17 protein-coding genes and 1 pseudogene are annotated in these 25,254 nt (G+C 61.6%); 10 read left to right on the forward strand and 8 right to left on the reverse strand.

Annotation, left to right across the window (positions count from 1 at the left end; all coding sequences use genetic code 11):
• The first annotated feature begins 22 nt into the window (after positions 1-22).
• Together AC5ZG1_RS28805 and AC5ZG1_RS28810 are read left to right on the forward strand one after the other, a co-directional pair.
• The gene (locus tag AC5ZG1_RS28805; RefSeq protein ID WP_496134789.1) at positions 23-1,351 is read left to right on the forward strand and encodes a polysaccharide biosynthesis/export family protein; all 1,329 of its coding nucleotides are present in this window, start codon (positions 23-25) and stop codon (positions 1,349-1,351) included.
• Positions 1,352-1,798: 447 nt separating this feature from the next.
• Positions 1,799-3,277 (forward strand): undecaprenyl-phosphate glucose phosphotransferase, encoded by a 1,479-nt coding sequence (locus AC5ZG1_RS28810; RefSeq protein ID WP_496134790.1) that lies wholly within the window; start codon positions 1,799-1,801, stop codon positions 3,275-3,277.
• A gap of 237 nt (positions 3,278-3,514) precedes the next feature.
• On the opposite strand, the gene AC5ZG1_RS28815 is transcribed toward AC5ZG1_RS28810, so the two are convergent.
• Positions 3,515-3,883: an H-NS histone family protein gene (locus AC5ZG1_RS28815; protein ID WP_028169206.1), complete on the reverse strand. Its 369-nt coding sequence runs from the start codon at positions 3,881-3,883 to the stop codon at positions 3,515-3,517.
• A gap of 262 nt (positions 3,884-4,145) precedes the next feature.
• Here AC5ZG1_RS28815 and AC5ZG1_RS28820 point away from each other — a divergent pair, with 262 nt between their 5' ends.
• On the forward strand, positions 4,146-4,421 hold the full coding sequence (locus AC5ZG1_RS28820) for a hypothetical protein (RefSeq protein ID WP_496134791.1): 276 nt from the start codon (positions 4,146-4,148) through the stop codon (positions 4,419-4,421).
• 206 nt (positions 4,422-4,627) lie between these two features.
• Positions 4,628-4,996 (forward strand): H-NS histone family protein, encoded by a 369-nt coding sequence (locus AC5ZG1_RS28825; protein ID WP_130225334.1) that lies wholly within the window; start codon positions 4,628-4,630, stop codon positions 4,994-4,996.
• A 1,777-nt stretch (positions 4,997-6,773) separates the two neighbouring features.
• On the opposite strand, the gene AC5ZG1_RS28830 is transcribed toward AC5ZG1_RS28825, so the two are convergent.
• Positions 6,774-7,106: a hypothetical protein gene (locus AC5ZG1_RS28830; protein ID WP_496134792.1), complete on the reverse strand. Its 333-nt coding sequence runs from the start codon at positions 7,104-7,106 to the stop codon at positions 6,774-6,776.
• A 217-nt stretch (positions 7,107-7,323) separates the two neighbouring features.
• On the opposite strand from AC5ZG1_RS28830, the gene AC5ZG1_RS28835 reads away from it, so the two are divergent.
• The 3 genes from AC5ZG1_RS28835 to fabF all read left to right on the forward strand — a co-directional run bounded on the left by AC5ZG1_RS28835 (position 7,324) and on the right by fabF (position 15,212).
• Complete coding sequence (locus AC5ZG1_RS28835; RefSeq protein WP_496134793.1) at positions 7,324-12,540, forward strand: DUF4082 domain-containing protein; 5,217 nt, start codon at positions 7,324-7,326, stop codon at positions 12,538-12,540.
• 6 nt (positions 12,541-12,546) lie between these two features.
• Positions 12,547-13,782 (forward strand): GTP-binding protein, encoded by a 1,236-nt coding sequence (locus AC5ZG1_RS28840; RefSeq protein ID WP_496134794.1) that lies wholly within the window; start codon positions 12,547-12,549, stop codon positions 13,780-13,782.
• Between the two features lie 167 nt (positions 13,783-13,949).
• Positions 13,950-15,212: a beta-ketoacyl-ACP synthase II gene (fabF, locus tag AC5ZG1_RS28845; RefSeq protein ID WP_496134795.1), complete on the forward strand. Its 1,263-nt coding sequence runs from the start codon at positions 13,950-13,952 to the stop codon at positions 15,210-15,212.
• Positions 15,213-15,343: 131 nt separating this feature from the next.
• Here the strand turns inward: fabF and AC5ZG1_RS28850 are convergent.
• A pseudogene (locus AC5ZG1_RS28850) lies at positions 15,344-16,367 on the reverse strand (aldo/keto reductase).
• Between the two features lie 177 nt (positions 16,368-16,544).
• Here AC5ZG1_RS28850 and AC5ZG1_RS28855 point away from each other — a divergent pair.
• Entirely contained in the window at positions 16,545-17,372 is an 828-nt protein-coding gene (locus tag AC5ZG1_RS28855; protein ID WP_130230029.1) for an enoyl-CoA hydratase-related protein, read from the forward strand.
• 192 nt (positions 17,373-17,564) lie between these two features.
• On the opposite strand, the gene AC5ZG1_RS28860 is transcribed toward AC5ZG1_RS28855, so the two are convergent.
• The 5 genes from AC5ZG1_RS28860 to AC5ZG1_RS28880 all read right to left on the reverse strand — a co-directional run bounded on the left by AC5ZG1_RS28860 (position 17,565) and on the right by AC5ZG1_RS28880 (position 23,470).
• Positions 17,565-18,770: an ABC transporter substrate-binding protein gene (locus AC5ZG1_RS28860; RefSeq protein ID WP_496134796.1), complete on the reverse strand. Its 1,206-nt coding sequence runs from the start codon at positions 18,768-18,770 to the stop codon at positions 17,565-17,567.
• A 125-nt stretch (positions 18,771-18,895) separates the two neighbouring features.
• Positions 18,896-19,906 (reverse strand): NAD(P)H-dependent flavin oxidoreductase, encoded by a 1,011-nt coding sequence (locus AC5ZG1_RS28865; protein WP_463326845.1) that lies wholly within the window; start codon positions 19,904-19,906, stop codon positions 18,896-18,898.
• Between the two features lie 21 nt (positions 19,907-19,927).
• Positions 19,928-21,112, reverse strand: a complete 1,185-nt coding sequence (locus tag AC5ZG1_RS28870) for an acetyl-CoA C-acyltransferase (RefSeq protein ID WP_463326846.1) — start codon at positions 21,110-21,112, stop codon at positions 19,928-19,930.
• 17 nt (positions 21,113-21,129) lie between these two features.
• Positions 21,130-22,269: an acyl-CoA dehydrogenase family protein gene (locus AC5ZG1_RS28875; protein WP_130230023.1), complete on the reverse strand. Its 1,140-nt coding sequence runs from the start codon at positions 22,267-22,269 to the stop codon at positions 21,130-21,132.
• A 19-nt stretch (positions 22,270-22,288) separates the two neighbouring features.
• Positions 22,289-23,470: an acyl-CoA dehydrogenase family protein gene (locus AC5ZG1_RS28880; protein WP_496134797.1), complete on the reverse strand. Its 1,182-nt coding sequence runs from the start codon at positions 23,468-23,470 to the stop codon at positions 22,289-22,291.
• Between the two features lie 343 nt (positions 23,471-23,813).
• Between AC5ZG1_RS28880 and AC5ZG1_RS28885 the strand changes: the two genes are divergently transcribed.
• Together AC5ZG1_RS28885 and AC5ZG1_RS28890 are read left to right on the forward strand one after the other, a co-directional pair.
• Complete coding sequence (locus tag AC5ZG1_RS28885) at positions 23,814-24,554, forward strand: SDR family NAD(P)-dependent oxidoreductase (RefSeq protein ID WP_496134798.1); 741 nt, start codon at positions 23,814-23,816, stop codon at positions 24,552-24,554.
• A 1-nt stretch (position 24,555) separates the two neighbouring features.
• The gene (locus tag AC5ZG1_RS28890) at positions 24,556-25,230 is read left to right on the forward strand and encodes a glutathione S-transferase family protein (protein WP_028169051.1); all 675 of its coding nucleotides are present in this window, start codon (positions 24,556-24,558) and stop codon (positions 25,228-25,230) included.
• Positions 25,231-25,254 lie beyond the last annotated feature (24 nt).

Here is a 25,254-nt window from a genome sequence, read left to right on the forward strand (position 1 = left end):
GGTTGCGTTTCAGGTTAATGCGATGATTCGCTGGCCTGAATCGCGTATTAATGTACCTTACCCTTACTGGGACGACTTGGGGATAATCACCATTATTGCGCTGCAAACATGTGGGAGGATCGTTGCTGGCCTCCTGGCGCTATCTTGTGCCGGGTGCATTATCACGCCTGGATCCGGCCCATTAGCGACGGATGTCCGATCGGCGTCGGAAGGACTTGAGCCTGCCGTCCTCCCCTACGCCCTGGTCAAGCTGACGCCCGAGGTTGTTGAAGTCCTCGGCCGCTATACGCCAAGGCTGTCCTCGGCCTTTGCCGACAAGGCGCCGGCGAAGGCGTTCCGCTTCGGCGTGGGCGACACGGTCAGCATCACGATATTCGAATCCGCAGCCGGCGGCCTGTTTACATCGGACGCCGGCGTCCGCGCCGGCAACTTCGTTACGGTTCCAAACCAGGCGGTGGACGAGAGGGGATATATTGCCGTTCCGTACGCGGGCACGATCCGGGCGCTGGGCCGCACCCCATCGGAGATCCGTGACGAGGTCACGGACAAGCTCAAGGGCCGGGCCCTCGAGCCGCAGGTCGTCGTGGCTCTGGCCGAGCAGAACACGTCCTTGGTCAGCGTGCTTGGCGACGTGCGCAACGCCGGCCGCTTTCGTGCGAGTCCGTCCGCCGAGCGCATCATCGACACCATCGCGCGCGCCGGCGGACCTGCGACGCAAGGCTATGACATGTGGGTCTCGCTCGAGCGCAAGGGACACCGGGCTAGCGTCCCGTTCGGCGCATTGATGTACGAGCCTTCCAACAACATCTACGTGTTGCCTAACGACGTCATCTATCTCTACAGCCAACCGCAGACCTTTGTCGCGTTCGGCGCGTCCGGTCTCCAGGGGCAATTCAAGTTCGATGCGTGGCGTATCTCGCTAGCCGAAGCGATAGGCAAGCAGGGCGGCATGAACGATGCTTTGGCTGATCCGTCGTCGGTGTTCCTGTATCGGGGCGAGACGCGAGAAGTGGCCAAGGAAATGGGCGTCGATTGCAGGCCCTTTAAAGGCCCGATCATTCCAATAATTTATTTGATCAATCTGCGCGATCCTTCCGGATTATTCCTCGCTCAGACCTTTGAACTGCGGAACAAAGACGTCATCTACACCTCCAACGCCGCTGCGGTCGAGACCACCAAGTTCCTGAACTTCCTGCGAACGATCATGGCCACGGCAAACGACCCGATCATCTACGCGACCAACGGCTATGCGCTCAAGGCTGCCACCTCGGGCGGATCACCCACGGTCATCACGACACCGACGCCAATTACTTCACCATCGGTCACAGTTACACCAGCGATCACTCGGTGATTCGGCGGGCTTATGCCCAGCGACGCTACCGGCACGGCGTGATCTCCGGGATGAGATCATGCGTCCATTGATCAGGAGGCTCCGGGCCAGCGATGCGGAGCGAGGAAGCGCCCGCAGGCAACTGATCGCGCGCAGCATCTGCCATTAGATTCTAGATTCTGTACGATTAGAATCGGCGAGCTTGACGCGCCAAGCGAGCCTCCATGCGCCGCGCCGTCTCCTAGGGCACCGCAAGAAGCCTCATCGCTTGTCGTCCGATGCATCCGGATGCAGCGTGCGATAGATACAGGAGCCGCTGCGGCGGCGACGCGCGAACGGGGCGCACCTAGGGAAAGGACCATCCATTTAAATTCATTTAATACCGTAATTAATTCTTGCCCAATTTAATATGTTATTATACATTAAATAGTGGTTAAGACGGGCCACCCCTGATCATTTCAGCAAGCCATGAATTTCATAAGCCGCAACATTGCAGCGGACGTCGACGGCGAGTTTGCCGCTCGTAGCTTCAGTCCACCGCTGAAGTCAGAACGAAAATGGCCGATCCGCTATCGCTCCATTGAGTTGTTCGCGACCTGCAGCGACGTCGCGATCATCCTGATCGCCGGCATTCTTTCCACACTGCTTTACCGGCTGTATTCCGGCTCGACCGCAGCAGATGTCAGCAAGGCCGTAGGCTCCGCAATCGTCGTCTCGGCGCTCTGCGTTTCCCTGCTGAAGATGCGAGGCATGTACAGACCACCTGAGCTGCTCGCGTTTCGCCGTCAAGTCCACGCCGTTTGCCTCTCCTGGATGTTCGTGTTCGTTCTGCTCAGCGCAGCGGTCGGCGTCTTCAACATCGGCGCCGAACTCTCCCGCGGCGCCGGCGTCGCATTTGCCGTCGTCGGCTTAGCAATGCTGATCGGACATCGGGTCGTCATGAGAGCCCTGCTCTCGAAGGGCCTCAACGACCGGAAATTTTCCGGCGGCAATGTGGTGTTGATCACGGACCAGGCGCGATCGCAGGACACGGGGCTGGCGGAGGCGCTCACGGCATTGGGATTTCGCTTGGCTGGACATTTCAGCCTGCCTCGGCCCGGCGCTAGTTCAAGCTACCGCAGGCGGCTTAGCGGCCTTGTCGTCCGGCATGCACGCGGCTTCGACATCGAACAGATCATTGTGGAAGCGGATCCGAACCGATGGTGCGAGTTGCGCGAGCTCGTGGCCGAGCTGAGAGTCTTGCCGTTTCCGGTCGTCTTCGTTCCGGTCGGGGCTGCATCGGAGATGTTCGCGCGACCGACCCGGGATCTCGGCAGCACCATAGGCGTCGAGGTGCAGCGCGGGCCTCTCACCCCGATTGAATGCGCTGCCAAGCGAAGCATTGATCTGATCGGCGCTGGAATTTGCCTGATCATGTTGGCGCCGCTGCTGGCGCTCGTTGCCATCATCATCAAGCTTGACTCGCCGGGCCCCGTCCTTTTCAGGCAGCAACGCTGCGGCTTCAATGGCCGTAGCTTTGCGATCTACAAGTTTCGGACCATGCGTGTGCTGGAGAACGGCCCCTCGATCACCCAAGCCGGGCCCGCCGACAGCCGCGTGACCCGGATTGGCAAATGGCTGCGCAGGACCAGCATAGACGAGCTGCCGCAGCTCCTGAATGTCCTGGAAGGGAGCATGTCCCTGATCGGACCGCGACCGCATGCGATGGCGCACGACAGTCAATTCGACGAGGCGGTCCAACACTACGCGTTCCGCCGGCGGGTCAAGCCCGGGCTCACCGGTTGGGCTCAGATCCATGGTTGCCGCGGCCCGACGCCCACAAGGACCCTGATCGAGCAACGGGTCGAATTCGACCTGTGGTACATCGACAACTGGAGTCTACGACTGGATTTCGCAATTCTGCTCCGGACCCCAATGGAAGTATTGCGCGCGCGCAACGCCTTTTGACCGTATTCGGTCCTGATTGCATCAGAACCGACGCTGTTGGTGCGTTTCCTTCACCCAAACAGGTATCCACGTCGCCCGGAACGCTCCAAGGATCGGATCGAAGCCGCTTTCGGCGATGGGCGCACAAATGAACGAACGCAAAACGGCTAAACCCGGACGGCATGGCTCGCATGCCTCCTCCAGGCTGTTGTTCGTCGACCAAGTAGGAGGATTTGCGATCCCGGACTTCGTCGAGGATCAGGCCCGCTGCCGGCCTTTCGAACCGCTCTCGCTGATCCGGAACTCTTCGATTTTCTTTCCTGATTTCATCGCGGCGACAAGCCACCGAGGCAGCTTGCCACGGCCCGACCAGGTCTCGGAGGTCTTCGGGTTACGGTATTTCGGCAGCACTCTCGGATACTTCCGCCGCGGCTTCCCGCCCTGGAGCGTTCGCGCATCATCCGACTCGCGCGCGCCACCCACACCCCGGCTAAGAACCGCCAGCCGCTTCTCAAGTTCGCGCTTTTCCGCTTCGATCCGGGCCGACAATATCCCGCTGATCTCTTCATGAAGTGACCAGAGATCATCTAAAGACATGGACTTGAGTTCGATTTCTTTCGCCGACATGGTCGTCCCGCGGTTCCGCCTTTAATAATCGGCTGTCATATTGCCTCGTTCATTATTAATCAAGGGGAATACCAAAAAGTTCCAATGCAAGTTCTGGATAAACCAGCCATGCATACATTTATGTACCCACAGCCTATTCCAGAAGCTGCAACAGCCGAAGGTAACCCGCAACAAGATATGTTACCGAATTTGAGGGCTACACGGCGCAGGACTCGCGCAGACCCCTGGCGCGGAACGCCGGCGCCTGACGTAATCGCCTCCCATGCCTCTTCCGCAGGCTCGGGATGACCCGCTTGCTTCTCCGGCGCATGAGCGGCCGCAACCGGCAGCGAATTACCTCGATATCCCTCAGGGCGAGACGTCGAAGCTCGATCTGGGCCTGCAAGGCGCGAATATCCCGCAGGGCAGCGGAAGGGACGACAAAGCGACTGACGGTCTCATGAAGATGGCAGAGGGGAAGCTCAATACGGTCCATTTCTCAAACCCTTACAATACCAACTTAAACCACATTTCCGCGCACAATTATTTATCTATTTAAACTCCGCAGATCGCCTGAAATTCCGCCATAGCTTGCCAATAAAAAACGAATTATCAAGCATTAAATAAATCATTGGATATAATATTTATGTCACATATAATGTCTTCCATTCACGTCGGCGCTCAGCGCTTTTTATCGCCTGAGCAGAGAGTGTGTTTTGTAGAGAAATTGCCCCCGCTCAGGCTCAAATTGGTCGCGAGAGCACGATGCGCAAATCCGATTTAGAGACGATGACTTTCGACGAGCTTTGGCTTCTCCACGAAGAGATTACGAAGATTTTGTCGGAGAGAATCACGGCCGAGAAGCTCGAACTGGAGAAACGCTTGGCTCAACTCAATCCGCCCGAGCCGATGCAGGATAGTGCAGGTTCCGAGCCGGGCGCCGAACGGCCGCGCCGCAGATATCCACGGGTGCCGCCGAAATACTGCAACCCGATGGAGCCAACCGAAACCTGGTCCGGTCGCGGCAAACAACCCCGATGGCTCGTCGCCGCGCTGCAGTCCGGGCGCAAGCTGGAGGAGTTCAGGATCGAGGACAGCGACAAGGCGACGGACGACAACGCTCACCGCTCCTGAGCGCGTCGTTCGCCGAGATATGTTAGCTGTGCAACTGAACAGGCGCCGCGCCGCGCGTGTACTCGAGGTGCCTGGCGAGACTGGTACGGATGCCCGAAATCTCACCCAGAAGAACGTCGCAGAGTTGAATTCGGGAGGCAATGACGGTTGGGTTGGCTCCCTCGCCATTTAAAAGATGAAGCTGAATTTGCGCTTGCTTGATCGCGTTAAGGGAATCCCAAAGGACGCAATCACTCGACTTGTAAATATTTCTCATTATTGACCCCCTCACCCAAACAAATGACCGGTGGTCGGCAATAGTCACTTTCGTTAGTCGGCGATCATCGATGATGGTTCATCTCGCCTGCGACAATTTTACACATGAAAATTCATCGTATGTCTGGCAGCTCGCCGGTCAAAAATTCGACGGCCGGACGAAAGACTGACTCGCGTTCATTTAAATAGTTTAAATCGAGCCACAAAACGAAGCAACTTAAATCGGGCGCGACGCGAAGCGCCCTTACCTCTTTTCTCAAATCGAACTAAACACTTCCCGCATATGCGAGCGAAATCTCTGTCTGGCTGGCTTGCAATGGTCGACTCTCGCTCCCGGATAAAAGTATGACCCGATGCTGCAGTGCGCTCCTGCCAGTCTATCCGGCGGCGCGACCATTCCGAGAACAGTGGACTGTTCGTCGCCGGCTGCATGCACACCGCATGAAAGCGCTGAATTCGCCGCCCGAGTGTTGCGATCGGGGAACGCTCAGCCAACTCTACGCGGGAGAGCCGAACGCCCTATGATGGTCGGCGGGAAAGCCCTACAAGCGGCAGCGATGAGGGAACGCGCCTCCGGCCGCTATCGCAGCTCACCGCCTTCAAGCGCGTCAGGGCTACGTGTCGCAGGAAAGAACGCCTCGTCCAGGTCGAACTTGAGCGAATCACGCTTGCTGGCAAGGCGTCGAAGGTTACCCAACGTGCCCCGGGGCGCATCGCAGTGACCGCATCGGATCGGGGTCGAGGACGGAGCCCCCTCCGCAAGGTCGATCCGAATGCTCAGTGAGTTGCAATTGTCGCAAACTAGCTTGAACTCGGCATGACGGTCCATCAGTGGCTCCCGGTCATAAATCTCTTCTGAAATCGGATCAGCAAAATTCAATAAGCAGAACTTGGCTGGGAAGCCGCGCGTTCGCGTAGCGCATCCCCGAAGGCTCAAAGCCCAAGTCCGGATCATTATATTATTTATTTTTTGACGTCCAATTTATTATTATGCATTTAATTTGGATCGAACCCCTACCCACGCATTCTTGATGATGCGAGACCTTCTTGAATTGAATTCAGACTGAAGAATAGGAGCGGATAACGTATTTGTGTACTTTGCGCACGCGTTCAGGTTGATGGTACCTCATTATGCCCGTTGGTTTAATTCTGATTTTTAGCAGCAAAATTTATTGCTCGACTAAGAGGTAAAATAATATTAAATACCTCATTTAATTTGTAGCCGACCCATCGCGTTGGGGCTAGCGGGAAGGTGCCATGGTCGCGGCATCCATTGCAAGGATGAGCTTGCCGTCACGGTCGGCTGCTGCGTCGAGAAGCATGAGCTCTCGAACCGCCACGCGCCGTGTTGCGGTCCCACGATCCCCATCGGCACGGCCGCCCAGTACCGCGATGGCGCTCGCCCCCCTGACATTGCAGCCGCCGCTCCGAGACCTTTCCGGTCCCGACGGCTGCCCCCTCGATCGGTTTTTTCAGGCTTATCCCCCCTCTCTCGCGAGGACCCAATTATGACGAAGGATTTTCAGGAAGCTTCTGGTTGGAGCCGTGCGGCTCTCGGATTGCAGAATTGGCAACGCGTTCTCCCGCGCGGGAAGAAGGCGGAAACCGAAGCCTCCATTGCAGGAGACGAAAACTCCTTCTTGTCCTTGGCAGCACTGCGGTCACGGGAAACATCGGGGAACACCAATGCGCTCATAGCGCCGCTGTCCTTTGAAGCGGCGAAAGCCGGACTGGCGTCGGCGGCAGCAAGCCCCACCCCTGTCTCCGCGACGACTGAAGCCGCAACGTCAAATCCCGTCGTGATCCTCGGCGGCACCCCTTCGCCCGCCGTTGCTGCAGCTATCACCGGATCCATGCTCCCCACGACCTCCGCGGTGGCCACCCCGGCCAGTGCACCGCTTTGCTGCGGTTCGTGCGGCTACATCAATTGCCCAACCCAGGCGATGAGCCAGGGCAACACCAATGGGGCGCAGACACAGTTGAACGGCCAGTCGGTGCATAGCGGTGGGTCCGGAGCTGATTTCGTGCCGACCAACAAGGCCGGGCTTATCGGCAGTTCCACAAGCGCGGCCATGTCAACACAGGATGTGGCACCGGTAGCGAACTGGAACACGCAATTGCCTGGCGGCGGAGAGACCGGCACGGGCACCACAGCTGTCCAAATCGGGATTCTGGCCGGGTCGGTCACAACCGCCAAGCCACAAGCTGCGCCGGCGGCATCACCCGGCCTCCGAGCAGCCGCAGTGCCGGCGACCACTGCGGCTACTACGACCACCGCTGCCGCGACAACAACCGCAACGGCTGCGGCGACATCAACCAACCCGATCGTCCTCGAAAACCAGAAACAGGGAAATCCCGAGAGCGAGTGGGGCATCGACGGTGCGGGCGACTCGAACATCGAGGGCTTCGCCACGGACATCAGCGTCAATCACGGTTCGACGGTCAGCTTCAAGATCAATACCAATTCGACGCACTACAGGATCGATATCTACCGCCTCGGATATTACGGAGGCATGGGCGCCCGAAAGGTCGGGACGATAGATCATACCGGCTTGCAGAATCAGCCGGCGCCGTTGCGGGACAACAGGACGGGACTGGTCGATGCGGGCAACTGGTCCGTTTCGGCGAGTTGGGACGTCCCGGCGGACGCGGTGTCAGGCGTCTACATTGCAAAGCTCACGCGGCTGGATGGAACGTCTGGCGAGAACCAAATCCCCTTCATCGTGCGGGACGACAGCAGCCACAGCGACGTCGTATTCCAAACCTCTGACGAGACCTGGCAGGCCTACAATGGATGGGGCGGAGCCAATTTCTACGGCGGCAACGGGCCCGCGACGGGCCAAGGCGCCGGCCGAGCCTATGCGGTAAGCTATAATCGTCCCATCGACACACGGGGCGGCGTGGGGTTGTATGCCGGGCCCCAGGACTATCTGTTCGGCGCCGAATATGCGGGGATCTACTGGCTGGAGCAGAACGGATACGACGTCTCCTACATGGCGGGAGTTGACGTCGACCGTTACGGCAGCCTGCTGCTCAATCATAAAGCCTATGTCGATGCCGGCCACGACGAGTACTGGTCAGGTCAGCAGCGTACCAATGTCGAGGCCGCGCGCGATGCCGGCGTCAACCTGGAGTTCTGGAGCGGCAACGAAGTTTATTGGCGCACCCGCTGGGGCAATAGCATCAGCAGCGACGCGACCGCTTATCGCACGCTGATTTCCTACAAGGAGACATGGGCGAACGGCCTGATCGATCCCACCAACCAATGGACCGGCACTTTCCGCGACCCGCGTTTCAGCCCGCCGGCGATCGGCGGCGGCAATCCGGAGAACTCGCTCACCGGACAGCTCTTCGACGTCGATGACGTCGGCACCAAGCTCGAGTCGATCGATATCCCGTACGACGACGCCAATTTGCGCTTCTGGCGCAACACCAGTATTGCAAATCTGCAGCCTGGTCAGACCGCATCGCTGGTCCAGAATTATCTCGGCTACGAGTGGGACGACGCGGTCGACAATGGGTTTGATCCCGCGGGCCTGGTGCGGCTCTCCTCGACGACCGTTCCGGTGAGCACCTATCTGCTCGATTACGGCAACACGACCGGCCCTGGCATCTCGACGCACAGCCTCACGCTCTATCGCGCTGCGAGCGGCGCGTTGGTCTTCGGTGCCGGGACCGTCTTTTGGCCCTGGGCCTTGAGCGACAATCACGACCTGCAGGCGACGCCGACCGACCCGCGTGCGCAACAGGCAATGGTCAACACGTTCGCCGACATGGGCATTCAGCCGGGCACGCTTCAATCGGGCCTCGTCGCTGCCACCGCCTCGACGGACCACACCCCGCCGACCTCCACGATCAACCCGCTCGGATCCATTACTGCAGGAGCCACCGTCACGATTTCCGGCACGGCCGCCGATCTCGGGGGCGGCGTGATCGCCGGCGTCGAAGTCTCGACCGACAACGGCGCGACCTGGCATCCGGCCACCGGCGACGAGAACTGGACCTATTCCTGGTCGCCGCAGATCGGCGGCACCTACACCATCCTCTCGCGCGCGGTCGACGACAGCATCAATCTTGAAACGCCTTCGGCCGGTCGCACCGTTACCGTTGCGGCGCCGAATTTCGTCTCGCTGTTCTCACCGACAGCAACCCCTGCGGTCGTGAACACCACAGACGCGAGCGCGGTCGAACTCGGGGTGAGGTTTCAGGCTTCGGTCGCAGGCACCGTAACCGGCGTGCGGTTCTACAAGAGCAGCCAGGACACAGGCACCCACACCGGCGAACTCTGGTCAAGCACCGGTGTCAAGCTTGCAACCGTCACCTTCACAAACGAAACCGCGAGCGGCTGGCAGAGCGCGACCTTCTCCAGTCCAATCACGTTGACGCCTGGACAAATCTATACCGTCTCCTATCACACCAACACCGGCCACTATTCCAACACGAATAACTTCTTCACCTCGGACGTGGTCAATGGACCGCTGACCGCGCCCGCCAGCGGCAATGGCGTCTTTGCCTACGGCAGCACCAGCCTGTTCCCGACGAGCACGTTCCAGGCCACGAATTTCTGGGTTGACGTCATGTTCAACCCCTCCTCGGGTAACACCAACCTGCCGCCGGTGGCGGCAAACGACGTCGGGCCGAACGTGACGCAAAACACGGCGATTACGCTTACCGCTGCGTCCCTGATCAGCAATGACAGCGATCCCAATGGCGATCCCCTGACCATCACCGCGGTGAGCGGGGCCAGCCACGGGACCGTGACGCTCAACGTGCAGAGCAATCCGCAAAACAACACCATCACCTTCACGCCGGACGCCGGCTATACCGGCAACGCGAGCTTCACCTACACGGTGTCGGACGGGCGCGGCGGCACGGCTACCGCCAATGTCAGCCTCACCGTGCTGGCACCAGGGCAAACGCCGGTGAGCCTGTTCAGCGCATCGAGCACACCCGGCGGCAGTTTCCATGACGGCGCCGCGCTTGAAGTCGGCATGATGTTTACCACCTCCGTGGCTGGTCAGATCACCGCGCTCAAATTCTACCGCAGTGCCACCGATACCGGTCCTGACGTTCTCGACCTCTGGAGCGCGACCGGCGTCAATCTGGCAACAGTCACCTTCACCAATACCACGGCCAGCGGATGGCAAACGGTCGCACTGCCGACACCCGTCAACCTCACCGCCAATACGACGTACGTCACTTCCTATCACACCACCGGCTCCTATGTTGCGACCAACAACTTCTTCACAAGCGCCGTCACCAATGGGCCGCTGACGGCGATTGCCAGCGGCAACGGCGTCTATTCCTATGGCGGCACCAACACCACCGGCATTTTCCCCACCAGCACCTGGAACGCCTCCAATTACTGGGCCGACGTCGTATTCATCGCGTCCGGATCTGGCGGCGGGCCAAACACTGCGCCGACGGCTGTTGCCGACGTCGCCGACGCAACCGAGAAAGGCGGCGTCGCCAACGGTTCGGGCGGCTCGCCCGCCACCGGCAACGTCCTCACCAACGATACCGACCCCGATGCCGGCGACACCAAGACCGTCACCGCGGTCAGCTTTGGTGCGACGGCGGGCACGCTCGGCACCGCGCTCGCCGGCGCGCACGGCAGCCTCGTGCTGAACGCCAACGGTACGTTCACCTATACCATCAACGAGAATGATTCCGCCGTGCAGGCCTTGCGGCTGTCAACGAACACGGTGACGGATACCTTCAACTACACCATGCGTGACACCGCCGGCCTCACCTCGACCACCACGCTCACCATCACCATTCACGGCGCTGATGACGCACCGGTGCTCGCGACCCAGACCGCCAACCAGAACGCAACCGTCGGCTCAGCGTTCTCGCTGGTGCTGCCTGCCAATACCTTCACCGACGTCGATACCGGTGATACCCTGACCTATGCGGCCACCTCCGCCGACGGCACCGCCCTGCCGACCTGGCTCAGCTTCAACGCGTCCACACGCACCTTCAGCGGCACGCCGACATCAGCCAATGTCGGCACCGCCAGCATCAAGGTAACAGCCACCGACCTTGCGGGCGCTGCCACCAGCGAGACCTTCAATATCGCCGTGTCGGGCGGCCCATCGAACACCGCGCCGACGGCTGTTGCCGACGTAGCCGACGCGACCGAGAAAGGCGGCATCGCCAACGGTTCGGGCGGCTCGCCCGCCACCGGCAACGTCCTCACCAATGATACCGATCCCGATGCCGGCGACACCAAGACCGTCACCGCGGTCAGCTTTGGTGCGACGGCAGGCACGCTTGGCACCGCGCTCGCCGGCGCGCACGGCAGCCTCGTGCTGAATGCCAACGGTACGTTCACCTATACCATCAACGAGAATGATTCCGCCGTGCAGGCCTTGCGGCTGTCAACGAACACGGTGACGGATACCTTCAACTACACCATGCGTGACACCGCCGGCCTCACCTCGACCACCACGCTCACCATCACCATTCACGGCGCTGATGACGCACCGGTGCTCGCGACCCAGACCGCCAACCAGAACGCAACCGTCGGCTCAGCGTTCTCGCTGGTGCTGCCTGCCAATACCTTCACCGACGTCGATACCGGTGATACCCTGACCTATGCGGCAACGTCCGCCGACGGCACCGCCCTGCCGACCTGGCTCAGCTTCAACGCGTCCACACGCACCTTCAGCGGCACGCCGGCGGCCGCCAATGTCGGCACCGCCAGCATCAAGGTGACAGCCACCGACCTTGCGGGCGCTGCCACCAGCGAGACCTTCAATATCGCGGTGTCCACCACGCCCCCGCCTGCGCCGGTCAGCCTGTTCAGCGCATCCAGCACGCCGGCCGGCAGTTTCAATGACGGCCAGCAGGTTGAACTTGGCGTGAAGTTCACCTCTTCGGTCGCCGGCCAGATCACCGCGCTCAAATTCTACCGGAGCGCCAGCGACACCGGCCCTGATGTCGTCGACCTCTGGAGCGCCACCGGCACCAGGCTCGCCACCGCCACTTTCACCAACACGACGGCGAGCGGCTGGCAGACGGTTCAGCTTCCGACGCCCGTCTCGATCAACGCCAACACCACTTACATCGCATCCTATCACACCACCGGCGCCTATGTGGCGAGCGGCGGCGGCTTCAGTTCTCCCGTCACCAGCGGGCCGCTGACGGCGCCCTCGAGTGCGAGCGCGGGCGGCAACGGCGTCTATGGCTATGGCGGCAACAGCACGACCGGGCTGTTCCCGACCAGTACGTTCAACTCTGCCAATTACTGGGCCGATGTTGTGTTCCAGCCCCAACTGGTCGGTTAGGGTTGCATGGGAAGGAACGGGAAAGATCTGCTGCCAGTGACCGTGCTGAGCGGATTTCTCGGCGCAGGCAAGACAACGCTGCTCGATCACCTCTTGATGAACCGCGACGGCCTTCGGGTCGCGGTCATCGTCAACGACATGAGTCAACTCAACATCGACGCAAGTCTGATCCGCAATGGCGGCGCCGACCTGTCGCACACGACGGAGAGCCTCGTGGAGCTCAGCAATGGCTGCATCTGCTGCACGCTCCGTGACGACCTACTGCAGGAGGTCAGGCGACTGGCCGAACAACGGCGCTTCGATTATCTGCTGATCGAAGGAACCGGAATCGCCGAACCGCTTCCGATCGCGGCAACGTTCTGTTTTCGCGATGAGAGCGGCGTCTCGCTTTCCGATGTCGCCCGGCTCGACACGATGGTTACGGTCGTGGATGCGACGAGCATGCTCGCCGACTACGGCAGCCGCCAACTGCTGCGCGAGCGCGGCGAGATGCGCGACAGAAACGACCAGCGCACGCTTATCGACCTCCTGGTTGAGCAGATCGAGTTTTCCGATGTCGTGGTGATCAACAAGATCTCGGAAGTGGCGGAGACGACACGCGCCTCGCTCCGGAAGATCATCGCTGCACTTAATCCGGATGCGCGCCAGATCGAAGCCGATTTCGGCAAGATTCCTCCCAAGGCACTGCTCGGCACCGGTCTCTTCAATGAAGCGAAAGCTGCGACCCATCCGCTCTGGCACAAGGAGCTGTACAACCCTGACTCGCACGTGCCGGAGACCGAGGAGTATGGAATATCAAGCTTCGTGTACCGAGCTAGGCGCCCGTTCGATCCCGTCAGCTTCCGATCTTTTCTCGACCAACCCTGGCCGGGCGTTATTCGCGCCAAGGGCCATTTCTGGCTTGCCACCCGTCCGGATTGGGTAGGTGTTCTGTCCGTCGCCGGGATCCAGCGTCGGTGCGAGCCGATGGGCTTCTGGTGGGCAACCGTTCCGAAGCCGGCATGGCCCAGCCATCAGCAATTCCAGGAACAGATCAATAGCCATTGGGATGACGACTGGGGCGATCGTCGCCAGGAACTCGTCTTCATCGGCTCAGGCATGGACGAGGCACAGATCCGCGCCTCGCTCGATGCCTGCCTCACCCCTTGCGAAAATGGGTTCGATCCGGACGACTGGCGCAGCCTCGACGACCCCTTTCCACCCTGGAATGCTCCTCAACATGAGACGCACGCGGGTCCTTGACGGGAGGCGTACAGCCGATCCGCAGGCATCGCTGTCGCGGCGAAGGACGCGAAACAAGTCAATCATGAAATTGTGCGCCACCCACTCGACTTTCCATTTGCGAGCACACAAGTTCTGATTGGGAACGGACGGTTCTCGCAAAGTCAAGAGCATAGGGTGTTGTTGTGATGCGCCGCATCGTTGTTACGGGAATGGGATTGGTGTCGCCGCTCGGTTGCGGCGTCGAGCTCGCATGGTCGCGGCTGTCAGCCGGGCGATCGGGGCTTCGCGCCTTGCCGGCATGGGCGGCCGCGCTGCCGGCGCGCGTCGCCGGGATCGTGCCGACCAAGGCCGATGATGCCGAAGGCGGCTTCGATCCCGATCTCGGGGCGCCACCCAAGGACCAGCGCAAGATGGACCGTTTCATTCTGTTCGCGCTGGTCGCGGCGGCCGAGGCGATTGCGCAAGCCGCGTGGACGCCCGCGGATGCCCATGCGATGGAGCGGACAGCGACCGTCATCGCATCGGGCATCGGCGGATTTCCGGCGATCGTCGAAGCCGTGCGCACCACCGATCAGCGCGGCGTTCGCCGCTTGTCGCCGTTCACCGTGCCGTCGTTCCTCGCCAATCTTGCGGCCGGCCACGTCTCGATCCGCCATGGCTTCAAGGGCCCGATCGGAGCGCCCGTCACCGCCTGCGCCGCGAGCGTGCAGGCGATCGGCGATGCCGCACGCCTGATCCGGTCGGGAGAGGCCGATGTCGCCCTGTGCGGCGGCGCGGAAGCCTGCGTCGATCTCGTCAGCCTCGGCGGCTTTGCCGCCGCGCGGGCGCTGTCGACCGATTTCAACGAAACGCCTGAGCGCGCATCCCGTCCGTTCGACCGCGACCGCGACGGCTTCGTGATGGGCGAAGGCGCCGGCATGCTCGTCATCGAGGAACTCGATCATGCGCTGCAGCGCGGCGCCAGGCCCATTGCCGAAATCATCGGCTATGGCACGACCGCGGATGCCCATCACATCACCGCAGGCCCCGAGGACGGCAACGGCGCTCGCCGCGCGATGGAACTCGCGCTGCGTCAGGCGCGACTTGAGCCCGGCCAGGTGCAGCATCTCAACGCGCACTCGACCTCTACTCCGGCCGGCGATCACTCCGAGATCGAAGCCATCAAGTCGGTATTCGGTCGCGAGGGCAAGATCGCGGTGAGCGCAACCAAATCCGCGACGGGGCATCTGCTCGGCGCGGCCGGCGGCTTGGAGGCGATCTTCACCGTTCTCGCATTGCGCGATCAGGTAGCGCCGCCAAGCCTCAATCTGGAAAACCCTGATGATGCTGCAGCGGGCATTGACCTCGTCGCCAGAGAAGCCAGGCCGATGGCCATGGAGCACGCGATCTCGAACGGGTTCGGCTTCGGCGGCGTCAACGCCAGCATCATCCTGCGACGCTGGACGTGATCATGTTGCGGAGCGAGGCACCCGCCATTGCTCCGCTCACCCGTCCTAGATCTTGTTTGAGCATGATCTCCGCGCAAACGCTTCGCGTTTGTCGCGAGGGAAAACCGGTTTCCACTTTTCCGGATCATGCTCTAGACCGCCGGCGGATTGCGATCGATGAAGGTCGAGCGTTGGTGCCAATAGGGATAAGGCAGCGTCACCTTGCTGGCTTCGTCGAGCTTGGCGACCTGCTCCTTGGTCAACGACCATCCGATCGCGCCGAGATTCTCGCGCAGTTGCGTTTCGTTGCGCGCACCGATGATCAGCGTGGCGACGGTCGGTCGCTGCAACAGCCAGTTCAGCGCGATCTGCGATACGCTCTTGCCGGTTTCCTTGGCGATCTCGTCGATCGCATCCACGACGCGATAGAGGTGCTCATCCGGCACCGGCGGTCCGAAGGAAGACGTCTGCGGCAACCGGCTGACATCAGGACGCGGCTGGTTGCGCCGGATCTTGCCGGTGAGCCGGCCCCAACCGAGCGGCGACCACACCACCGCGCCGAGGCCCTGGTCGAGGCAGAGCGGCATCAACTCCCACTCATAGTCACGCCCGATCAGCGAATAATAGGTCTGGTTGGCGACGTAGCGCGGGAAGCCGTATTTGTCGGCGACCGCAAGCGCCTTCATGAGGTGCCAGCCGGAGAAGTTCGAGACCCCGACATAGCGGATCTTGCCGGCACGCACGAGCACATCGAGCGTTGCGAGCACTTCTTCGGGCGGCGTGAACGCATCGAAGCCGTGCAACTGGAACAGGTCGATATAATCGGTGCCCAGCCGGCTCAGCGAGCTATCGACCGCCGCAAGCAGATGCTGACGGGAGGAACCGATATCGTTCGGTCCTTCGCCGAAGCGGAAGCTGGCCTTTCGAGATCAGCAGCTTGTCGCGCCGACCCTTGATCGCCTGGCCGAGCACGCGTTCGGATTCGCCCATCGAGTAGACATCTGCGGTGTCGAACATCGACACGCCGGCATCGAGGCAGATGTCGACCAGCCGCCGCGCTTCGGTCGCGTCGGTATTCCCCCACGCTGCCAGCCGACCGACGCCGCCGAAGGTGCCGGTCCCGAAGCTGAGCGCAGGCACGCTGAACCCTGACTTTCCCAGGCGTCGGTATTCCATCTGTGTTCTCCGCATCGTGCATGCCCATCCAAGGGCGCCGCAGGATCGTATTCAAATCCGGAACCGCTGCAAGCGCACATCCGGAATGACGTGGCGGAGTGAAAGTGACTTGACTATCTATTGCACCGCAATCCGCACCATAATATTATGATCGAAATATAACTGGAGGGCACGGCCATGCCGGAGGATCGAACCGAGGTTGAAACCGGCACCGCCGAATTGCTGTGCCATATCGACGGGCGCGTCGCCATCCTGACGCTGAACCGCCCCGAGGCGCGCAACGCGCTGTCGGACAATCTCACCCCGGCCTTGCGCCGCATGATCAAGAGCCTGGGCGACGATCCGAAGATTGGCGCCCTCCTGATCACGGGCGCGGGCACTGCTTTTTGCGCCGGCGGCGACGTCAAGGGCATGGGAAGCGGCATCGCCCGGCCAGAACGGACGCTGGAGGAGCGTGTCGCCATTCTCCAGGAAAGGCAGCGCACGCTCACCGGCGTGCTGGTGGCGGTCCGCAAACCAACCGTCGCTGCCCTTCCCGGCCCGGCTGCGGGTGCAGGCCTTGCGATCGCACTCGCCTGCGACATCCGGATCGCGGCCGAGTCCGCCATCATGGCGACCGGCTATGCCCGCATCGGCCTGTCCGGCGACTACGGTGTTGCCTGGCTGCTGACGCGGCTGGCGGGAACGGCCCGCGCGCGCGAATTGATGTTCCTCTCGGAGCGTCTCGACGCCAGGCGCTGCGAAGCGTTCGGACTGGTCAACCGCGTCGTGCCTGACGATCAGCTCCGATCGGCCGCACTGGAGCTGGCAAGGCAGCTCGCCGATGGCCCGCCGATCGCGCTTGGTTACATCAAGGACAATCTCGACCACGCCCTCACGTCGGACCTTCTGACCTCGATGGATTTGGAAGCCGAGCATATGGTCCGCGCGGCACGCACGACCGACCACAACGAAGCCGTACGCGCATTCGTTGAGAAGCGCAGGCCGGTGTTTCACGGGCAGTAAATATCGTCTCGGGCGCGCGTGAGAAAGAACCGCCCTGGTCATTTCGGGGCGCGCGTAGCGCGAGCCCGGAATCCATCGGACTGCAAGCGCTGTCGCTGAAATGGATTCCGGGTTCGCCACTTTCGTGGCGGCCCGGAATGACGAAGGTGTTTGTGGCGACAAGCGTTCCACTTGCGGGAAAAAGCCGAGAGATCACTCCGAATTCGCGTCCAGGATCGCGCCGAACGGCTCCCAATTGGTGCCGCTCCAGCGCTGCATCTGCAGTTGCGTCCAGACCATATTGTTGCTGTCTGACGTATTGGCCTTGATGCCAGGAGATGCCGTCGGGACTACGAAGTCTTTCAGCGATTTCGCCTGCTTGATGATGTTCTTGCGCGACAGGTCATCGCCGCACTGCTTCAGGATCTGCTCCAGGATCATGCCCTGCATATAGCCGGTGAGATAGCTGGTGTTCTGGATGTCGGCGCCGGGCAGGTACTTCTCGAAGAACGCGCGATAGGCCTTCACGCCCTCGTCATCGTCCCATCGCCCATCGGTCGGGTCCTTGTTGATGGTGCCGACAATGACGCCCTTCGAATTCTCAAGTCCGGCCGGCTTCAACGTACCTCCGATCGAGCCCGACGGGAAATTGAGGATCACGGTCGCCTTCCAGCCGATCTCGGACGCCTTGCGGATCGCTTGCGCTGCGAATTTCGGCGTGCCCGCGATGAAGAAGCCTTCCGCACCGGAGCTCTTGAGATTGACCACCTGGGAATCGATGGTCGGTTCCGTCACTTCATAGGCTGCGGTGACGACGCGCTTGTCGAAATCGCCCTTCAGGATCGACTTGAACGCGGCGACATAGTCTTTGCCGAGGTCGTCGTTCTGGAACAGGATCGCGTATTTCTTGCCCGGCAGCGTCTGCTCGAGGAACTTCGCGTAGATGCGGCCCTCGGTCTGGTAGCTGACGAGCCCCGTCGTCGTCAGCGGAAACTCGGCGACATCGGTGAACTTGCTCGAGCCGCTGACGATCGCAATCGAAGGAACACCCTTCGCCTTCAAATATTTCGCCGTCGCTGAATTGCCGGGGGTGCCGAGCTGGCTGAAGATGAACGCGACTTCGTCGCTCTCGACGAGCTTGCGGGCATGCTCGACCGCCTTCGGCGGACTGTAGGCATCGTCCATCGCGATATAGTTGATCTTGCGCCCGTTGATGCCGCCGCGATCGTTGATCATCTGGACATAGCCGAGTACGCCGCGCCCGACGAGACCGATCGACGACGCCGGACCGCTGAACGGAAAGATCCCGCCGATCTCGATCTCGCTTGCGCTGACGCCCGGCTCATCGGCCGCATTCGCCGGCATTGCGAGCAGCGATGCCGCAACGCACGCCGCCGCCATACTCAATTTCACCTTCATGGTTACCCTCCCTCCAAAGCCCGTCACGCGCAGGCCAATCATTTAAGAAAAATGCAGGCAGCCGCCCGCAGCCTGGTTCGCCTGCTCGGGCGAACCAGCCAACATCCCGGAACCCCAAAGAGCTCTCAGGCGACCGCGCGCGCCGGCACCTTCGCCACAACACCGTCAAGGAAGCCGGTGAGCCGTTGCCGGATGATCTGCTCGGCTTCGGTCATGACGCGGTCGATCAGTTCCTGCACGGTCGGAATGTCATTGATCAATCCGACCACCATGCCGCAGCTCCAGGCGCCGGCATCCATTTCGCCGTCGACCATCACCTTGGGATAGACGCCCGCGACCTGATCGAGAATGTCCTCGATCTTCAGCCCCCTGCCCTTCTCGCGTTCGATCTCGACCAGGCGGTCGACGCCCTTGTTCTTCAACACGCGCTCGGTGTTGCGCAGCGCGCGCATCACCAGACGGGTGTCGAGCTCGGTGGCTTCCACCAGCGCCCGCTTCACATTCTCATGCACCGGCGCCTCCTTGGTCGCGACGAAGCGCGTACCCATGTTGATGCCATCGGCGCCCATCGCGAGCGACGCGACGAGGCTGCGGCCGTCAGCCATGCCGCCGGAAGCCACGAACGGAATCTTCAATTCATCCGCCGCGCGCGGCAGCAGGATCATGTTCGGGATATCGTCCTCACCGGGGTGACCGCCGCACTCGAAGCCATCGACGCTGACCGCATCGCAGCCGATCTTCTCGGCTTTCAGCGAATGGCGGACGGACGTGCATTTGTGGATCACCTTGATGCCGGCGGCCTTCAGCGCCGGCATGTACTGCTCGGGGCTGCGGCCCGCAGTCTCGACGATCTTGACCCCGCCCTCGCGGATCGCGGCAATATATTCCGGATAAGGCGGCGCGGTGAAGCTCGGCAGGAAGGTCAGATTGACGCCGAACGGCTTGTTGGTCATGTCGCGGCAACGCGCGATTTCCTTGGCGAGCAATTCCGGCGTCTTCTGCGTCAACCCGGTGATGATGCCAAGACCGCCGGCGTTCGACACCGCCGCGGCAAGCTCGGCAAAGCCGACATAGTGCATGCCGCCCTGGATGATCGGATGCTGGATGCCGAACAATTCAGTGATCGCTGTCTTCAAGACGTTTCTCCGCTTTCCCGATCAGTTGACGATTTCAAACAGGCCCGCGGCGCCCATGCCACCACCGATGCACATGGTCACCACGCCGTATTTCGCCTTGCGCCGCCGCCCCTCGATCAGGATATGGCCGGTCAGCCGCGCGCCGGTCATGCCGTAGGGGTGGCCAATCGCGATCGAGCCGCCATTGACGTTGAGTTTTTCAGGGTCGATGCCGAGCTTGTCGCGGCAATAGATCACCTGCACCGCATAGGCCTCATTGAGCTCCCAGAGATCGATGTCGTCGATCTTCAAATTGTGCCGCTTGAGCAGCCGCGGGATCGCGGCGACCGGACCGACGCCCATCTCATCCGGCTCGACCCCGGCGGCAACGAAGCCGCGAAAGATGCCGAGCGGCTTCAGTCCCTTCTGCGCGGCGACCTTGTCACTCATGATCACGCAGGCGGAGGCGCCGTCGGAGAGCTGGCTGGCATTGCCGGCGCTGATCGTCTTGCCCTCGAACACCGGCTTGATCTTCGCCAGACCTTCCGCCGTGGTCTCGGGCCGCGGTCCCTCGTCCTTGGCCAGCGTCACCTGCTTGTAGGAGACTTCCTTGGTATCCTTGTCGACAACCGCCATCCTGGTCGTGATCGGCACGATCTCGTCGTTGAAGCGGCCGCCCTGCAAGGCGGCGCCGACGCGGCGCTGGCACTCGAGCGAATATTCATCTTGCTGCTCGCGCCCTATCCCGTAGCGCTCGGCGACGACCTCGGCCGTCTCCAACATCGACATGTACATGTCGGGCTTCATCGCCATCAGCTCATCGTCGACAGCGTGGAACCTGTTCATGTGCTCGTTCTGCACCAGGCTGATCGACTCGATGCCGCCGCCGATCGCAACCTCGACGCCGTCCAGCATCACCGAGCGCGCCGCGACTGCAATCGCCTGCAGGCCGGAGGCGCATTGCCGGTCGATCGTGGTACCGGCGACCGTGACCGGCAAGCCAGCGCGGATCGCGCCCTTGCGCGCAACGTTCATCACCATGGTGCCCTGCTGCATCGCGCAGCCCATCACCACGTCCTCCACCTCGCCGGGCTCGATGCCGGCGCGCCGGACCGCTTCGGCCATCACATGGCCGGCCATGGTCGGCCCTTCCGTGTTGTTGAGCGCGCCGCGATAGGCCTTGCCGACGCCTGTACGCGCGGTCGATACGATCACTGCATCTCGCATGTGCTTTCCTCTTCTCCTCACGCGGCCTTGTCGAGCTGCGCATAGCGCAGGACATGAAATGCGGGGTCGCCGAACTGGATGTTGATGGATGAAATCCGCTTGAAGTAATGGCCGACATTGAGCTCGTCAGTCATGCCCATGCCGCCGTGAAGCTGCACCGCCTGGTCGGCGACGAATTTCGCCGCATAGCCGATCTTCGACTTGGCGCCGGACGCAAGCCGCGAGCGTCCGGCGTCCTTTGCTGCAAGGCTGAGATTGAGATGCTGCATCAGGGAAAGCGCCTCCTGATGCGCAATGAACATATCGACCATCCGGTGCTGCAGCACCTGGAACGAGCCGAGCGTCGCGCCAAACTGCTTTCGCGTCTTGCTGTACTCGAGCGTCGCCGCATTCAGTTCTCCCATCGCGCCGACAGTCTCCGCGCAGAGCGCGCCGATGGCCCTGTCACGGCAGGTCTCGAGCGCAGCAACGCCCTCGCCTTCTCGCCCGAGCATCTGGCTCGCCGGCACCGAGACGTTCATCAGTGCAACCTCGGCCGCACGCCGGCCATCGATAGTCCTAAAGCCCTGCAGATGAAGGTTCGGGGAATGGCGATCGACAACGAACAGACTGACGCCGTTGCGATCACCCCGCTCGCCCGACGTGCGGGCGGAGACGATCAGGCTGTCAGCCCAGGGCGCAGCCACGACCGCCGCCTTGGTACCGCTGAGCACGTAGCTGCCGCCCTCACGGCGCGCGGTGGTGGAAACATGGGCGAGATCGTAACGCGAGCGGCCTTCCGACCAGGCCAGTGCCCAGACATTCTCTCCGGACATGATGTCAGGGAGATACGTGGCCTGCTGAGCCGCTGAGCCAAAATCTTCGATCAGGCCGCCGGCAAGAACGACGGTCTCGAAGAACGGCTCGACCAGAAGGTGTCGGCCAAATTCCTGCATGATGATCATGGTGGCCAGCGGCCCGCCGCCGAGTCCGCCAACCTCCTCGGAGAACGGCGCGGCAAGCAAGCCGAGTTCGGCGAAGGACGACCAATGTTTGCGGCTCCAGCCCTCCTCGCTCGCGACGATCTTGCGGCGCGCGTCGAAATCGTACTGATCGCGCAACAGACGCTGCACGCTCGATCGCAACAGCTCCTGCTCTTCCGTGAACTGGATGTCCATTCCGATGCCTCCCGTCGCCCTATAGTCCGAGCACCGCTTTGGCGATGATGTTGCGCTGGATCTCGTTCGAGCCGCCGTAGATCGAGAGCTTGCGCGAGTTGAGATACTTTTCCGATACGGTGTGTCCGTAGTCCGGCCCCGGCATGAAATGATTGGCGCTCACCGGATGCTCGCGGATCGCGAGTCCGTAATTGCCGATCGCGCGGTGCGTCAGTTCGGTGATGGCCTGGAAAATCTCGGTGCCCCTGATCTTGAACAGCGACGCCGCCGGGCCGGGATCGATGCCGCGCGCCATTTGCGCGACGATACGAAGCTCGGTCGCCTCCAGCGCCAGCACATCGAGCTCGATGCGGGCGATGTCCCTGAGGAATTCGAGATGGGCCGGATCGTCTTCGGGAATTTCCGCTTTGACGATCTTCTTGAGTCGCTCGATGTACCGCGTCGAGCGGCCGATGCCGGCCATGCTGGTGCGCTCATTGCCGAGCAGGAATTTGGCGTAGGTCCAGCCCTTGTTCTCTTCCCCGATCAGATTGGCGACGGGCACGCGGACGTTTTCTAGAAAAACGTCGTTCACCTCATGGCTGCCGTCGATCGTGATGATCGGGCGCACGGTGACGCCCGGCGACTTCATGTCGATCAAAAGGAACGAGATGCCGGATTGCGGCTTCGCGTTCTGGTCCGTACGCACCAGGCAGAAGATCCAATCGGCATGCTGAGCGAGCGTGGTCCAGGTCTTATGGCCGTTGACGATATAGTGGTCGCCGTCGCGCACCGCCTTGGTGCGCACGGAGGCAAGATCGGAGCCCGAGCCCGGCTCCGAATAGCCCTGGCACCACCAATCCTCACCGGACAGGATGCGCGGCAGGAACCGCCTCTTCTGCGCCTCATTGCCGAAGGTGTAGATCACAGGACCGACCATGGTGACGCTGAACGCGAGCGGCGGCAGCGTGCCGGCGCGCGCGGTCTCCTGCTCGAAGATGAAGCGCTTGGTGATCGACCAGCCGGGGCCGCCATATTCTTTGGGCCAAAGCGGCGCGATCCAGCCCTTCTTGTAGAGGATGCGGTGCCAGAGCAGCATCTGGTCCTTGGTGAGGTCGGTGTCCGGATTGGGGACGCGCATCTCCGCCGGATAGTTTTCCGCAATGAAGGTTCGTACCTCGTCGCGAAATGCGGCTTCTTCAGGAGAAAGCACCAGCTCCATCGGACAGCGCTCCTACCAAATTCCGCCGAGATAGACGGATCTGCGTTCCATGGCGCGCGACGCGGAGCCTGCGACTTCGCCGATGCCAAGTGTCCCTGCCAAACTCGTCACCTCAGACCTCCCGACAGATATCGAGCCGCTCGCGAGGCGACTTCATCACTCCCTATATTTAACGTTCTTTTTTAGAACTCGTCAATTGCAATTCTTTGCGAGCTGTGGCTCGCGGACAGGCGACACGACAATGGCTGCTCAAATATCGGTGCGATATCGAATATTTCCATTTACATCGCACGCGACGCTTTCTAATAATTCGGTACCAAATAAGAACTATATGGGAAACAGGATGACGGAACGCCGCGGGGTCGCGATATTGGTTGGTGCGGGCGACGCGATCGGGGCCGCTGTCGCGCGGCGTTTCGCAAACGGCGGCTACACCGTCTGCATCTGTCGCCGCGACGCCGCCAAATCGCAGGAGCTGGTCGACGAATTGAAGGCCGCCGGCCACGAGGTCCATGCGCTCAGCGTTGACGCAAGGCAGGAAGCGGAAGTCCAGGATCTGTTCGCCCGCGTCGAGGAAGAGATCGGCCCGATCGAGATCTGCCTCTTCAACGCCGGCTCGAACGTCAACAAGCCGTTGCTCGAGACCACCGAAAAGCTGTTCTTCAAGGCCTGGGAGCTGGCCTGCTATGCCGGATTCCTGGTCGGCCGCGAGGCGGCGCGCTATATGGTGCCGCGCGGCCGTGGAACCATCTTTTTCACCGGAGCGACCGCGAGCATCCGCGGCGGCACCGGGTTTGCCGCGTTCTCATCGGCGAAATTCGCACTACGCGGGGTCGCGCAGGCGATGGCGCGCGAACTCGGTCCGAAAAACATCCATGTCGTGCACCTCATCATCGATGCCGGTGTCGACAGCCCGGCCATCCATGAGCGCATGAAGGCCCGCGGCATCGAGGCGAGCGCAATCCCACAGGACAGCCTGACCAAGACGTCGTCGATCGCGGAAGCCTATTGGTTCGCGCATCAGCAGATGCGGGACGGCTGGACCCACGAACTCGATCTGCGCCCCTCGGTGGAGAAATGGTGAGATGGCCGCGCCGGAGCTGACCCTCTGGGGCGTGGGCACGAGCCGGACGATCAGGCCGCACTGGGCCATGCATGAGCTTGGCCTCTCCTATAAGACGCGGCCGATTGGTCCCCGCACCGGCGAGACCAAGACGACGGAATATACTTCGCTCAATCCGCGGCAGAAGATTCCGCTGCTGCAGGACGGCGATTTCTGTATCGGCGAGAGTGCAGCGATCGTCGCCTATCTGTCGCGAACTTATTCGACGCCCGAGCGTGCGCTGATTCCGGAGAGCCAGCGCGATTACGCCGCCTGGCTCGAATGGTGCTTCTTCATCGTTGCCGAGCTCGATGCGACCAGCCTATACGTCATGCGCCGCCACAGCGGCAATGCGCTGGGCCACATCTATGGGGTCGCGCCCGATGTCGTGGCGCAGGCGGCGGAGTATTTCCGCCAGCAATCGCGCCACGTCGAGGTCGCGCTCGCTGACGGCCGCCAATTCCTGATGGGCGATCGTTTCACCAGCGCCGATATCCTGCTCACCACTTGCCTGGATTGGGCAATCGCCTACGGCGTCGGCATCTGCGACCACGCCCATCCCTATCTCGAGCGCATCCATCAGCGGGACGCGTATCAGCGCGGCCAAGCCGCAAACAAGCCGCTTGCCCCGGTCACACCGCCCGCGCCGAGGGCGTGAGCAGCCAAGAATTGTAGGGTGGAA

This window comes from Bradyrhizobium sp. Leo78 (assembly GCF_059512425.1).